The 14,235-nt window shown below is 74.5% G+C and carries 10 protein-coding genes; 8 read left to right on the top strand and 2 right to left on the bottom strand.

Annotation, left to right across the window (positions count from 1 at the left end; all coding sequences use genetic code 11):
* Positions 1 to 107: 107 nt before the first annotated feature.
* Complete coding sequence (locus ALMP_RS04695; protein WP_264924903.1) at positions 108 to 1,469, bottom strand: SWIM zinc finger family protein; 1,362 nt, start codon at positions 1,467 to 1,469, stop codon at positions 108 to 110.
* Between the two features lie 156 nt (positions 1,470 to 1,625).
* Here ALMP_RS04695 and ALMP_RS04700 point away from each other — a divergent pair, with 156 nt between their 5' ends.
* The 7 genes from ALMP_RS04700 (at position 1,626) to sucD (ending at position 11,718) form a co-directional block, all read left to right on the top strand.
* Complete coding sequence (locus tag ALMP_RS04700; RefSeq protein WP_264924904.1) at positions 1,626 to 2,756, top strand: AAA family ATPase; 1,131 nt, start codon at positions 1,626 to 1,628, stop codon at positions 2,754 to 2,756.
* A 144-nt stretch (positions 2,757 to 2,900) separates the two neighbouring features.
* A complete protein-coding gene (locus tag ALMP_RS04705) occupies positions 2,901 to 5,375 on the top strand; it encodes a DUF5682 family protein (RefSeq protein WP_264924905.1) in 2,475 nt (824 codons plus the stop codon).
* On the top strand, positions 5,372 to 6,571 hold the full coding sequence (locus ALMP_RS04710; protein WP_264924906.1) for a VWA domain-containing protein: 1,200 nt from the start codon (positions 5,372 to 5,374) through the stop codon (positions 6,569 to 6,571). Before ALMP_RS04705 ends, ALMP_RS04710 begins: the two co-directional genes overlap by 4 nt.
* An 837-nt stretch (positions 6,572 to 7,408) precedes the next feature.
* Positions 7,409 to 7,678 (top strand): hypothetical protein, encoded by a 270-nt coding sequence (locus ALMP_RS04715; protein ID WP_264924907.1) that lies wholly within the window; start codon positions 7,409 to 7,411, stop codon positions 7,676 to 7,678.
* 168 nt (positions 7,679 to 7,846) lie between these two features.
* Entirely contained in the window at positions 7,847 to 9,217 is a 1,371-nt protein-coding gene (locus ALMP_RS04720; protein ID WP_264924908.1) for a hypothetical protein, read from the top strand.
* Positions 9,218 to 9,633: 416 nt separating this feature from the next.
* Positions 9,634 to 10,812 carry an ADP-forming succinate--CoA ligase subunit beta gene (sucC, locus tag ALMP_RS04725; RefSeq protein WP_264924909.1) on the top strand — a complete coding sequence of 393 codons (1,179 nt, stop codon included), beginning with the start codon at positions 9,634 to 9,636 and terminating at the stop codon, positions 10,810 to 10,812.
* 21 nt (positions 10,813 to 10,833) lie between these two features.
* A complete protein-coding gene (gene sucD, locus ALMP_RS04730) occupies positions 10,834 to 11,718 on the top strand; it encodes a succinate--CoA ligase subunit alpha (protein WP_264924910.1) in 885 nt (294 codons plus the stop codon).
* A 230-nt stretch (positions 11,719 to 11,948) separates the two neighbouring features.
* Here sucD and ALMP_RS04735 read toward each other — a convergent pair whose 3' ends face one another.
* The gene (locus tag ALMP_RS04735; RefSeq protein ID WP_264924911.1) at positions 11,949 to 13,034 is read right to left on the bottom strand and encodes an RNA polymerase subunit sigma-24; all 1,086 of its coding nucleotides are present in this window, start codon (positions 13,032 to 13,034) and stop codon (positions 11,949 to 11,951) included.
* Between the two features lie 96 nt (positions 13,035 to 13,130).
* On the opposite strand from ALMP_RS04735, the gene ALMP_RS04740 reads away from it, so the two are divergent.
* A partial coding sequence (locus ALMP_RS04740; protein ID WP_375803430.1) for a DUF6350 family protein occupies positions 13,131 to 14,235 on the top strand: 1,105 nt, incomplete at its 3' end.

The following is a 14,235-nucleotide window of genomic DNA, read 5'->3' on the forward strand; positions in this document are numbered from 1 at the left end:
CGGATGGTTTGGGGTGGGCGTGCCGGGGTCCACCGGCGGGTGCGAGCGGGGGCTCGGGGGCGGGCGCCGGTGCGCGTGCGGGCGTGGCGTGGTCGGGGTGCGGCCGGTCAGCACAGCCGTACCGCCTCTCCGGGGCCGGTCGGCCAGGCCGTCAGCGGGGTGAAGCCGCGGTGGCCGCACTCGCCGAAGACCTTCACGGGAGCGCCCCCCGAGAGGGCGACCAGGCGCCACAGACCGGGCCGGGCGGTCGCGGCCGGGGCGAGGGGCAGCGCCGTGTTCCCTGCCGCGTCCGCCAGTTGCCAGGCGGTGCCGTCGGGGGTCGGTATGACGTCGTCCAGGGTGACCGGCACGGAGTCCAGCCAGGGGTCGTCGCGCAGGGCCTCGCCGTAGCGGGCGGCGGCCTCGGTCGTCGTCACCCCCGGGGGGCGCACGCCGGTCGGGGCGGGCGGGGCGAACTGCTCACCCAGGGCGGCCCGCCGCTGCCCGGCGCCCGGGTAGGCGGCGACCTCCGCGTCCAGGGCCAGACCGACCGGCAGCGTGAGGTCGGGTGCGCGGCCGGCGGCGCCGTAGGAGAGGACGAGGGCCGTGCGGCGGGAGTGGGCGCCGTGGAGCCAGATGCGGCGGGTCGTCAACTTCGCGTCCGCCGTGTCGTATTGGGCGAGGACCAGCCAGTCGTCGCGCAAGGGCGGGCCGGAGGGGGACGCGGGCAGGCCGACGCGGGTGCGGACCGTCGCCGCGAGGGCCTCCGGCAACTGCTCGCGACGCAGCCAGCCCTGGTCGAGGAGGTGCAGCAGGGCGCACTCCTCCAGCAGCCGCACCGGCCAGCCGGGGCCGGACGACGGGATCGCCCCCAACTCCCGCACGCGCGACGCCAGTCCGGGAGCCTGGGCGTCGACCATGCGGGCCGCCGTCTCCTCCCACATGCCGTAGCCCGCCTGCTCGGCCGCGGCCAGGCCGGAGCGCAGGAGGTCGGCGAGGCGTTGCTCCAGCTCCGTCGCCCCCGCCGTGACACGCTCGGCCCGGCGCTCCGCTCTCCGGCGCGCGCCCTCCTGATCAGCGGAACCCGCACCCGAGCCGGAACCCTGAAGGTCCGTCGCCCGTTCTCCCCGCGCACGTCCGCGCCGGTCCGCGATCCACTGCTCGGCCCAGTCCGGTGCCTCTCCCGCGGGCACCGCGCCCTCCCCGCCCGACCAGAGCAGCAGCAGCCCGAGCGCGTGCTTACACGGGAATTTGCGGCTCGGACAACTGCACTTGTACGCCGGCCCCGACGCGTCCGCGACGTCGACGACCGTCTGATACGGCCTGCTGCCGCTGCCCTTGCACAGTCCCCACACCGCCCCCTCGTCCGAACTCCCCGTCCCCGACCACGGACCGGCCGCGCCGAGCCTGCTGCCCGCCTTGCGCGACACGGCGTCGGGCGCCAGTGCCAACACCTGGTCCGTGGTCCAGCGCACCCCCTGCTGAGTCATGTCGTCGAAGGTAGATCCACCCACTGACAATCGGCCCCGCGAACCCGCCCGCCAGCACGTTTTCGCAGGTCGGAACGGATTGTCAGTGCCGTGGTGCACGGTGGACACCAGATCCGAACCGGATCCGAAACCGGCCGAGCTGGAGGGGGCCTCAGCATGTCCGTGTCCGCCGACCCGACATTCGCGGAACCGAGCGAGCAGCAGCCGAGCGAGGCGCTGCGGCCGCACGCCGAGGACGCCTTCGCCCATGAACTCACCGCGCTGGCCGCGCAGGACGACCGCCCGCGCCCGGTCCGCTGGAAGCTGTCGCCGTGGGCGGTCGCGACCTACCTGCTCGGCGGCACGCTGCCCGACGGCACGGTGATCACACCGAAGTACGTGGGCCCGCGCCGCCTTGTCGAGGTCGCCGTCACCACCCTCGCCACCGACCGCGCCCTGCTGCTGCTCGGCGTGCCCGGCACCGCCAAGACCTGGGTCTCCGAGCACCTGGCCGCGGCCGTCAACGGCGACTCCACCCTGCTGGTGCAGGGCACGGCCGGCACCCCGGAGGAGGCGATCCGCTACGGCTGGAACTACGCGCAGCTGCTGGCGCACGGCCCGAGCCGCCACGCGCTGGTGCCCAGCCCGGTCATGCGGGCCATGGCGGAGGGGATGACGGCGCGCGTCGAGGAACTGACCCGTATCCCGGCGGACGTGCAGGACTCGCTCATCACCATCCTGTCGGAGAAGACGCTGCCGATACCGGAGCTGGGGCAGGAGGTGCAGGCCGTCCGGGGGTTCAACCTGATCGCCACCGCCAACGACCGCGACCGCGGGGTCAACGACCTCTCCAGCGCCCTGCGTCGCCGTTTCAACACGGTGGTGCTGCCGCTGCCGGAGAGCGTCGAGGCCGAGGTGGACATCGTCGCGCGGCGCGTCGACCAGATCGGCCGCTCCCTCGACCTGCCCGCCGGACCCGACGGCATCGACGAGATCCGCCGCGTCGTGACCGTCTTCCGGGAACTGCGCGACGGGATCACCTCCGACGGCCGGACGAAGGTGAAGTCGCCCAGCGGCACCTTGTCGACGGCGGAGGCGATCTCCGTCGTGACCAACGGTCTCGCTCTCGCGGCGCACTTCGGCGACGGCGTGCTGCGGCCCGGAGACGTCGCCGCCGGCATCCTCGGCGCCGTCGTCCGCGACCCGGCCGCCGACCGGGTCGTGTGGCAGGAGTACCTCGAGGCGGTGGTCCGCGAGCGGGACGGCTGGACGGACTTCTACCGGGCCTGCCGGGAGGTGAGCGCGTGAGGGGCGCGGACGTGGGGCCGGGGCGGTCGTTCGGACCTGAGCGGGACGGACGTGACCCGGACGGGACGGGGGACGGTGGTGCGCGGGGACGGCAAGGGGCGAAGGGCAGGGCTCGGTGGGGGAGCGCAGGCCAGGGAGGACGGGATGACCAGCGGTGACGGTGCCGGCGGGAGGGGAGCCGGCACGCGGTGGCCGATGTTGTTCGGGGTGCGGCATCACGGGCCGGGGTCCGCGCGGGCCGTGCGGCGGGCACTGGAGGCGGCCCGGCCGGGAGTCGTGCTGATCGAAGGGCCGCCGGAGGCCGACGCGTTGATCCCGCTGGCCGCCGACGAGGACATGCGGCCGCCGGTCGCGCTCCTCGGCCATGCCGTGGACGAGCCGGGGCGTTCGGCGTTCTGGCCGTTGGCGGAGTTCTCCCCGGAGTGGGTCGCGCTGCGCTGGGCGCTGGAACAGGGGGTGCCCGCCCGCTTCATCGACCTGCCGGCCACGCACACCCTGGCGTGGGAGGAGCCTTCCTCCGGCCAGGGGGAGGGCGACGACGGCGACGGAGGCGAGGGCGACGGCCTGCGCGTCGACCCCCTCGCCGTGCTCGCCGACGCCGCCGGGTACGACGACCCGGAGCGCTGGTGGGAGGACGCCGTCGAACACCGGGGCGCCGGGCAGCGGGACCCGTTCGCGCCGTTCACCGCGATCGAGGAGGCCATGGCAGCCCTGCGGGAGACGTACGACGGCACGGGGAGGGACCGGGACCCGGTGCGGGAGGCGTACATGCGGCTCCAGCTCCGGGCGGCGGGGCGGGAGTTCGGGGACGACGGGGTGGCCGTGGTGTGCGGTGCGTGGCACGTGCCCGCGCTGCGGCGCCGGACCACCGTCACCGCCGACCGGGCGCTGCTGAAGGGGCTGCCGAAGGTCAAGGTCGACGTGACGTGGGTGCCGTGGACGTACCGCAGGCTGGCCCGGGCCGGCGGATACGGCGCGGGCATCGACTCACCGGGCTGGTACGGGCATCTGTTCGCCGCGCCGGACCGGCCGGTCGAGCGGTGGCTGACCAAGGTGGCGGGCCTGCTGCGCGAGGAGGACCGGATCGTGTCCTCGGCGCACGTCATCGAGGCGGTCCGGCTGGCCGAGACGCTCGCCGCGCTGCGCGGCCGGCCGCTGCCCGGCCTGAGCGAGACGACCGACGCCGTGCGGGCGGTGCTGTGCGAGGGCTCGGACGTGCCGCTCGCGCTGGTGCGGGACCGGTTGGTCGTCGGGGACGTGCTGGGGGAGGTGCCGGTCACCGCGCCCGCGGTGCCGTTGCAGCGCGACCTCGACCGGGCGCAGCGCAGGCTGCGGCTGAAACCGGAGGCGGCGGAGCGGGAGGTGGAGTTCGACCTGCGCAAGGAGAACGACGCCGAGCGCAGCAGGCTGCTGCACCGGCTGCGGCTGCTGCGCGTCGAGTGGGGGGAGCCGGTCGTCTCGCGCGGCAGCACGGGCACCTTCCGGGAGACGTGGCGGCTGCGCTGGGAGCCGGAGCTGTCCGTGCGGGTCGCCGAGGCCGGGGTGTGGGGGACGACCGTGCTCGCCGCCGCGACCGCCAAGGCGGAGGCGGACGCCGTGGCCGCGCGGGGCCTCGCGGAGGTGACCGCGCTGGCCGAGCGCTGCCTGCTGGCCGGCCTGCCCGACGCGCTGCCGACGGTGATGCGGGTCCTCGCCGACCGGGCCGCGCTCGACACCGACGTCGGCCACCTCGCCCAGGCCCTGCCCGCGCTGGTCCGTTCCCTGCGCTACGGCGACGTGCGGGGCACCGACACGGGCGCGCTGGCCGAGGTCGCCGCCGGTCTCGCCGAGCGGGTCTTCGTCGGCCTGCCCCCGGCATGCGCCGCGCTGGACGCCGACGCGGCCGAGGAGATGCGCCGCCATGTCGACGCGGTGCACGGCGCGGTGGGGCTGCTGGAGGAGGCGCTCGACCCGGGGGAGGTTCCGGCTGTTCCGGCTGCCGGGCACGGCGGGCCGGGGGAGGCCCCGGCCGTCCCGATCGCCCGGTACGGCGGGCGGGAAAGTGCCACGGGTGGGGTCGCCGCATCCGTATCGCGCCGCGGTGGTCTGGGGAAGCGGTGGCGGGCGGTGTTGCGGGTGTTGTCCGGGCGGGAGGCCGTGGCGGGGGTGGTCCGGGGGCGGGCCGTGCGGCTGTTGCTGGACGACGGGGAGCTGGCGCGGGACGAGGCGGCGCGGCTGATGGGCCTCGCCCTGTCACCGGGGACGCCACCGGCGGAGGCGGCGGCCTGGATCGAGGGCTTCGTCGGCGGCGGCTCCGGCGGGCTGCTCCTGGTGCACGACGAGCGGCTGCTCGCACTGGTCGACGGGTGGCTGACGGGGGTGCCGGCGGAGGCGTTCACGGACGTGCTGCCGCTGCTGCGGCGGACGTTCTCGGCGTACGAGGCGGGAGTGCGCAGAACACTCGGGGAGCTGGTGCGGCGCGGCCCGGGGGAGCGGGGGAGCGCGGCGAGGGCGGGCTCCGCGACACCCGGGTTCGCGGACGGGCTCGACACGGCGCGCGCGGACGCCGTGCTGCCGGTGGTGCGGCTGCTGCTGGGGCTGGAGCGGGAGGACGACGACCTTGTGGGGGTGGGGAGATGACGACCGAGTCGACGGCGGCGGTGGAAGCGGACGCCGGACAGGAGCGGCTGCGGCGCTGGCGGCTGGTGCTCGGGGGCGACGAGGCGGACGGCACCGGACACGCACTGTCCGGACAGGACGCCGCCATGGACGGGGCGCTCACCGCGCTCTACGGGAAGGGAGGCGGGGCGCGGACGGGACGGGACCGTTCGGCGGGGCTCGGGGCGTCGGCGCCGTCCGTGGCGCGCTGGCTCGGGGACATCCGGACGTACTTCCCCTCCTCCGTCGTCCAGGTCATGCAGCGCGACGCCATCGACCGGCTCGGGCTGGCCACGCTGCTGCTCGAGCCGGAGATGCTGGAGGCGGTGGAGGCCGACGTGCACCTCGTCGGCACGCTGCTCTCGCTCAACAAGGCGATGCCGGAGACGACGAAGGAGACGGCACGGGCCGTCGTGCGCAAGGTCGTCGACGACCTGGAGAAGCGGCTCGCCCCCCGCACCCGGGCGACGCTCACCGGCGCACTCGACCGCAGTGCGCGCGTCGCCCGCCCCCGCCACCACGACATCGACTGGAACCGCACGATCGCCGCCAACCTCAAGCACTACCTGCCGGAGTACCGGACGGTCGTGCCGGAGCGGCTGGTGGGGTACGGGCGGGCGTCGCGGTCCGTGAAGAAGGAGGTGATCCTCTGCATCGACCAGTCGGGGTCGATGGCGGCGTCGGTGGTGTACGCGTCGGTGTTCGGGGCGGTGCTGGCGTCGATGCGGTCGATCAGCACCCGGCTCGTCGTCTTCGACACGACGGTCGTCGACCTCACCGACCAACTCGACGATCCGGTCGACGTGTTGTTCGGCACCCAGCTCGGCGGCGGCACGGACATCAACCGGGCGCTCGCCTACTGCCAGTCGCAGATCACCCGGCCCGCGGAGACCGTGGTGGTGCTGATCAGCGACCTCTACGAGGGCGGCATCCGGGACGAGATGCTGAAGCGGGTCGCGGCGATGAAGGCGTCGGGGGTGCAGTTCGTCGCGCTGCTCGCGCTGTCGGACGAAGGGGCGCCCGCCTACGACCGGGACCATGCGGCGGCCCTCGCGGCCCTCGGCACACCGGCCTTCGCCTGCACGCCCGATCTCTTCCCGGAGGTGATGGCGGCGGCGATCGAGAAGCGTCCGCTGCCCGTGCCGGACACGGACACCGGGGGGCCAAACGGGACATGACTACCCATCGGTAACGGGGGGCTTGCGCGACCGGCGGACTCCCGTGCAAGGATCGGCGTCTCGATCCGTCGCACGGAGGTCCCTCCCCCCTTGGCCCGGCCCCACAGCCTTCTCCCCGCTGCCGCTCTGCGCGTCCTGCGCGCGGCGGCAGGGCGGCATGCGCTGCGTGGCGCGCTGCTGGTGGGCGGGTTGTTCGTGCTCGGGATCCTCTTCGGAGGGCAGGCTCAGGCGGCGGACGGCAACGTGTCGGGGGTGACGGTCCCCCCGGCCTCCTCAGAGGCCCAGGGCCAGACCCCGACCCAGCCACAGGCCCCGATTTCGGCCCACCTCCGGACCCCGGCCCGGCCTCAGGCCCAAACCCCGGCCCCGGCCCCGGACCAAGCCTCGGCCCCGGCCCCGGTCTCCGACCCGATCGCCGCCCCGGCTTCGGATGTCGTGCGGCCGGTCGGGGAGCTGGTGGAGACGGTGGCCGAGCGGTTGGCCGAAGCGCGGGAAGACGTGCCTCCGGTGACGTCGGACCCGGCCCTCCCGACGCTGCCTTCGATCCCATCGCTGCCGCTGCCGCCCGCGACGACGCCGGCTGACCTGCCTGACGCCCCCTCCGCCCACTCCGTCCCCACCGTCACTGAGATCCCCTCGGTCCCCAGCGTCCCTACCTTCCCCACCATCCCGTTCCTGCCGTCCCTCCCGTCGCCCGGGCAGACGTTGCCCGCGCCCGTCGTGTCGGCGCCCGCGCCGGGGGGCGTGGTGACGCCGGTGTCCGGTGAGCGGGCTGAGGGGGTCACGGGGGCGTCGTACGGGCCGTCGAGGGTCGGTGCGGGGAGCGGCCTGGGAGCGGTGGCACAGCGTGGCGGTCACCGTGCCGGCCATGTCGCGCACAGTGGGCAGGCCGGGCAGGGGCCCGCGGACCAAGCGCCCGCCGGTGGCCCGCACGGGGCGCTGGGCAACGCGCCCGTCGTCGACCACGGCACGGGCCGGCACGGCGACGCGCACGCGGTGACGCCGTATCACCGGGTGCCGTTGCTGCTGGTGGCCGGCGGCGCCGTGGGTGCCGACGCGGCCGGGACCCGGGACAGGTACCGGGACATCCCCGTCTTCCCCGGTTAGGGCAGGCCTTCCCCCGCCGTAGACCTGCCGCGCGGGGGCGGAGACAGGTCTGCCCGCCGCCCGGAGCCCTCCCTGGCTCCGGAGCCGGAATGTCCCGACGGCGGCGCCTCAGGCAGCGCCTCAGGCCACGCCGCCTTTCCCGAGCCTTTCCAAAGGATCGATGTACGCATGAACAAGAACATCCGCCGTTCCCTCGTCATAGCCGCCGGTGTCACGAGTGCCTGGGCGCTCGGCTCGGCCGCCGCCAACGCCGATGAGCTGCCCGCCTCGTCCGTCTCCCTGCCGGACACGAACACCGGCGCCGACGACACCCACGCGACGGTCACCGAGACCGTCACCGGCACCGTCTCCGGCACGGCCGCCGACAAGGTCTCCGACACCAAGGTCACCACCCCGCAGACCCCCAAGGTCAGGGGCGCGGAGGCCATCCACGGCGCCCGTGCCGCACGGACCGCGACGGCCAAGGCCACCACCGCCGCCGCGGCCTCCACCGCCGCGGCCACCGCCAAGGCCACCACCGCTGCGGCCACCGCCAAGGCCTCCACCGCCGCGGCCACCGCCAAGGCCACCACCGCTGCGGCCACCGCCAAGGCCACCGCCGCCAAGGCCGGCGCCACCGCCACCGCCGCTGCGACGCACCGCGCCGCCGACTCCACCGTCGACTACCTCTTCGGCCCGCTCTCCGCCTTCGCGCCGGAGCTGGAGGCGGCGCCGGCCGCCGTCGGCACCGTCGTCGACGAGACCGCGGCGGCTGTCGTGCCGCCGGTGGCCGTCTCCGCCGTGGACGGGGCGGTCCCGGTCGCCGTCGGCGCGGTGCACGGGGTCACGCCGGTCGCCGCGCAGGCGGTGGCGGGGGCCACCCCCGTCGCCGGGCACGCCGTCGGAGCGGCGGCCGCGCTGGCCTACGGGGTCGCCGGCGAGGTGCGGCCCGTCGTGGAGGGGGCCGTGCAGGGGCTGAGCCCGGTCGTCGGTGGCGTCGTCGCGGACGTTCCGCCGTACGCCACCGGGCTGGTCGGCGAGGTCGCGCAGGACGGCACGGCCGCCGTGCTGCCGCCGGTCGCGCACACCGCGGTGCGGGCCGCCGCACCGGTCGCCGGGCAGGCGGTCACGGACGCGGGCGCGCTGGGCCACGGTGTCCGCGGCGACGCGACCTCCTTCGCGCACGGCGTGACCGGCTCGACGACCTCCTTCGCGCAGGACGTCAACGGCACCGTGGGCGCCCTCGCCGGGCAGGTCACCGGCACCGTGGACGCTCTCGCCGGGCAGGTCACCGGCACTGTGGGCGCTCTCGCGGGGCAGGTCACCGGCACCGTGGACGGTCTCGCCCGGCAGGTCACCGCGCCGGTCGGTGCCTTCGCGCAGGACGTCACCGGTGACGCGGGCTTCTTCGCGCGGGACGTCACCGGCGGCGCGGGCTCCTTCGGACAGGACCTGACCGGCACTGTCCGTTCCACCGCCCAGCCGCTGGCCGGGCACGCCGTCGGCGGGGTCACGGGCGTCGCCGAGGCGGTCACTCCCGGGTACGCGCACGGCGTCTGAGCCCGCGAGAAGCCCTCCGCGGGGCCGAGCGGCCCGGACGGCCGAAAGCCGTCGGACGCGTCCGGCCGTACGCCCCGCGGAGCGGGCCGGGTCGTCCTCATTGGGGTGAGGACGACCCGCCCGGAGCCCTTCGGGGCCGTTCACGGGGTCTCACCGGGCCAACCCCAACCCGGTGAGGCCCCTCACCCGCGGCACGCCGTGCCAGTGATCCCGACATCATGTGACAGGTATCACCGCTCAGGTGTGACCCGCGATTTAGAGGGCCCCCGGAAGCAGCGATAACCTGCGAGACGGACATGCCGCGCGCTCGGACACCGTGTGCGCTTCCCTTGTGACACATGCGGTCGTCACGTTGCCCTTCGCGGCACGCCCACGCATCCAACGAACCGCGAGATCACTGATAGGGACGGAAGCGCGTGGACCTGTTCGAGTACCAGGCGAGGGACCTCTTCGCCAAGCACGATGTACCGGTGCTGGCCGGTGAAGTCATCGACACGCCTGAGGCGGCGCGCGAGATCACCGAGCGTCTGGGCGGCAAGTCCGTCGTCAAGGCGCAGGTGAAGGTCGGTGGTCGCGGCAAGGCCGGCGGCGTCAAGCTGGCCGCCACCCCGGACGAGGCCGTCGCCCGTGCGACGGACATCCTCGGCATGGACATCAAGGGCCACACGGTCCACAAGGTGATGATCGCCGAGACCGCTCCGGAGATCGTCGAGGAGTACTACGTCTCCTTCCTCCTCGACCGTGCGAACCGCACCTTCCTCTCCATCGCGTCCGTCGAGGGCGGCATGGAGATCGAGGAGGTGGCCGCCACCCGCCCGGAGGCCGTCGCCAAGACCCCGATCGACGCCAACGCGGGTGTCACCCCCGAGAAGGCGCGCGAGATCGTCGCGGCCGCCAACTTCCCGGCCGATGTCGCCGACAAGGTCGCCGACATCCTGGTCACGCTGTGGAAGACCTTCGTCGCCGAGGACGCCCTCCTCGTCGAGGTCAACCCGCTGGCCAAGGTCGCCTCCGGTGACGTCATCGCCCTCGACGGCAAGGTGACCCTGGACGACAACGCCGAGTTCCGTCACCCCGACTTCGAGGCGCTCCACGACAAGGCCGCGGCGAACCCGCTCGAGGCCGCGGCCAAGGAGAAGAACCTCAACTACGTCAAGCTCGACGGTGAGGTCGGCATCATCGGCAACGGCGCCGGTCTCGTCATGAGCACCCTGGACGTCGTCGCGTACGCCGGTGAGAAGCACGGTGGCGTCAAGCCCGCCAACTTCCTCGACATCGGCGGTGGCGCCTCCGCCGCCGTCATGGCGAACGGCCTGGAGATCATCCTGGGCGACCCGGACGTCAAGTCCGTCTTCGTCAACGTCTTCGGTGGCATCACCGCCTGCGACGAGGTCGCCAACGGCATCGTCCAGGCGCTTCAGCTGCTCGCGGACAAGGGCGAGGAAGTCACCAAGCCGCTGGTCGTCCGTCTGGACGGCAACAACGCCGAGCTGGGTCGCAAGATCCTCTCCGACGCCAACCACCCGCTGGTGCAGCGCGTGGACACCATGGACGGCGCGGCCGACAAGGCCGCCGAGCTCGCGGCTGCGAAGTAAGGGACGAGGGACACCACAGCCATGGCTATCTTCCTCAACAAGGACAGCAAGGTCATCGTCCAGGGCATGACCGGTGCCACGGGCATGAAGCACACCAAGCTCATGCTGGCCGACGGCACGAACATCGTCGGTGGTGTGAACCCGCGCAAGGCGGGGACCTCCGTCGACATCGACGGCAACGAGATCCCGGTCTTCGGCACCGTCGCCGAGGCGATGGAGAAGACGGGCGCCAACGTGTCCGTCCTCTTCGTCCCGCCGGCCTTCGCCAAGGCCGCCGTCGTCGAGGCGATCGACGCGGAGATCCCCCTCGCGGTCGTCATCACCGAGGGCATCGCGGTCCACGACTCGGCGGCGTTCTACGCCTACGCGGTCGAGAAGGGCAACAAGACCCGCATCATCGGTCCGAACTGCCCCGGCCTGATCACGCCCGGTCAGTCGAACGCCGGCATCATCCCCGGTGACATCACCAAGCCGGGCCGTATCGGCCTGGTGTCGAAGTCCGGCACGCTGACGTACCAGATGATGTACGAGCTGCGCGACATCGGCTTCTCGTCGGCCGTCGGCATCGGTGGCGACCCGGTCATCGGCACCACCCACATCGACGCGCTGGCCGCCTTCGAGGCCGACCCCGACACCGACCTGATCGTGATGATCGGTGAGATCGGTGGCGACGCGGAGGAGCGGGCCGCGGCCTTCATCAAGGACAACGTGAAGAAGCCGGTCGTCGGCTACGTCGCGGGCTTCACCGCGCCCGAGGGCAAGACCATGGGCCACGCGGGCGCGATCGTCTCCGGTTCGTCCGGTACGGCCGCGGCGAAGAAGGAGGCCCTCGAGGCCGCCGGCGTCAAGGTGGGCAAGACGCCCACCGAGACGGCGAAGCTGGCCCGGGAGATCCTGGCCGGCTGAACGGCGCTCGGCTGAGCGTCGGTGGGCCCGTTCCCCTCGGTGGGGACGGGCCCACCGGCGTTTCCGCGCCCGCGTTCACCCACCTGCTCCGGCGCGGTGCCCACCCGCGTCGCCGCCCACATGGCCCTCGTGTCGCCGCCCACGTGTGCGCCGCTGAGATCACCCCCGGCCCCGGCGGGCGATGTGCCCGCGTCGCCGCTGGCGCCCCGAGCCGGTGGTGTCCCGTGGCCTCATCTCGGTTCCGGTGCGAGTCTCTCCGGGCCGTGGGACGTGTGGGCGCGGAGTCGGGCCCGGAGTTTGAGGTCGGCGTCCGACAGGGGGCCGGGGACGGCTCGCGGGATGCCCGGGACCGTCTCGCCGGGCGGGACGGGGGGCTCGTACCGGGTGGGGGCCGTGCGGAGGGTCAGGGCCGTCGCGCCGATGATCGTCACCGTGAACGCGATCGCCGTGCGGGTCCAGAGGCGGGCCCGGCGTTCGCTGCCGAGCCGCACGGCCGGCGGCTTGGCCGCGCGCAGCCGCTCCGCGGACGCCAGCTCCGCCAGCCGGCGGTGCAGGGCGGCGGGGTCGGCCAGGTCGGGCAGGCGCGCGGCGACGGCCTGGCGCGCGTGGGCCAGCCTGCTCGCCGCCGCGAGCGTGCTCGCCTCCGTCTCCGCCGCGGTCTCCGGCAGCCCGAGGCCCAGCCCGTCGTACAGCAGGAGGGTGCGGCGGTAGGACGGCGGGAGGGCCAGCAGGACGTCGAGCAGCGCGCGGTCGGCGGCGTCGGACGGCGGCGGTTCGGGGTGACGGTAGCGGGGCCGGAACCGGTGCCAGGGGGAGAGGGCGTACTCGTGCGCCGTCATCCGCACCCAGCCCGGCGGGTCGGGGTCGACGGCCACCTTCGGCCAGCGCTGCCAGGCGAACTGGAACGCCCGTTCCACCGACTCCCGCGCGAGTTCCCGGCGGCCGGTGAGGAGATACGCCTGGCGCACCAGGGCGGGGGCGCAGTGGGCGTAGAGGGCGTCGAACGCCTCAGCCGGCGTCAGGGGGGCGGACGCGGAGGTCTCCGCGTCCTCGTCTTGGTCCTCGTCTTCCGGGCCTTCCCAATCTTCCGGATCTTCCGGACGCGCCGTCGCCGAGCCGGCCAGCGTGGCCAGCAGGGCCGCGTACGCCTCCCGCTGCCGGCCGCGAGGAGTCGAACGGCCCGACTCCCACGCGCGCACCGTCTTCCCGCTGACGCCCACCCGCGCCGCGGCCTGATCCGGTGTCAGGAACCCCGCCTCGCGCAGGCGCCGACGCTCCTTGGGGGAGGGAAGCGGGGTGCCGGCGCTCCGCGTCACCGGACACCCCTCCGCACGAAAAAGTACATAAACGTATATTGAGCGACACAGCCGAAGTTCTCCTGTTACGACGGGAAAGCGCGTGTCGTTGGGAGCATGGCCGGCATGATCCAGCTGACCGCTCGCCGGCTCTCGTCGCAGTCCCTGTTCTCCGTGTCCTCCGTGTCCTCCGTGTCCTCCGTGTTGTCCCTGTTCTCGCCGTTCTCTCTGTTCTCGCGGTTCTCCCGGCTGCGCGACCGCACGCCCGGGCTCGCCGCCGGCCTGCTGAGCGGCGCGCTGGCCGCCGGGCTGGGGCTCGGTTCGTTCGCCGTGCTGGTGATCGCGCTGTGGATCAGTTCGCCGTATCCCGACAGCGGACTGGGGGGCGCGCTGCACGTCGCCGCCGCGCTGTGGCTGTTGGCGCACGGGGCGGAACTGGTGCGCGCCGACACCCTGTCCGGGGTCCCGGCACCGGTCGGGGTCACCCCGCTACTGCTGCTCGTGCTGCCGGTGTGGCTGCTGCACCGGGCGGGGCGGGACGCGGCGGACGGCGGCGACGAGGACGCCCCGCTGGTGAACGCCCGTACGGCCTGGACGGGCGTCGTCCTCGGATACCTCGCCGTGGGCGGGGCCGCCGCGGGCTATGCGGCGGGCGGGGCGTTGCGGCCCTCGTGGCTGTGGACGGCGGCGGGGGTGACGGCCGTCGCCGTGGTGGCGGGCGGGGCGGGCGTGTGGACCGCGTACGGGCGTCCGGGCGGGCCCGTGGAGCAGGCGCTTCTCGCGCTGCCGCGCGGCGTACGGCGGCTGGTCCTCGGGGCGGACGGGCGGGAGAGCCTCGGGGTGGCCCTGCGGGCGGCGGGGGTCGGGGCCGCGGTGCTCGTCGGCGGCGGGGCGCTGCTGGTGGCGGGGTCGTCGGTAGGGCACCTCGGTGCGGCCCGGGAGGCGTTCACGCAGCTGACCGAGGGGTGGTCCGGGCGGGTCGCGGTGCTGATGCTGTGCGTGGCGCTCGTGCCGAACGCGGCGGTGTGGGGGGCGGCGTACGCGGTCGGGCCGGGGTTCATGGTGGGCGCCGGGCATGTGGTGGGGCCGACGGCCTCGGATCCGGCGCCGGAGCTGCCGCCGTTTCCGCTGCTGGCGGCCGTGCCGGAGGCGGGGGCGGGGGCGGTGGTGAACTGGGTCCTGGCCGGGGTGGTGGCCGTGGTCGGCGGGGGGATGGTGGGGG

It is taken from the genome of Streptomyces sp. A012304 (assembly GCF_026008495.1).
Classification (GTDB): domain Bacteria; phylum Actinomycetota; class Actinomycetes; order Streptomycetales; family Streptomycetaceae; genus Streptomyces.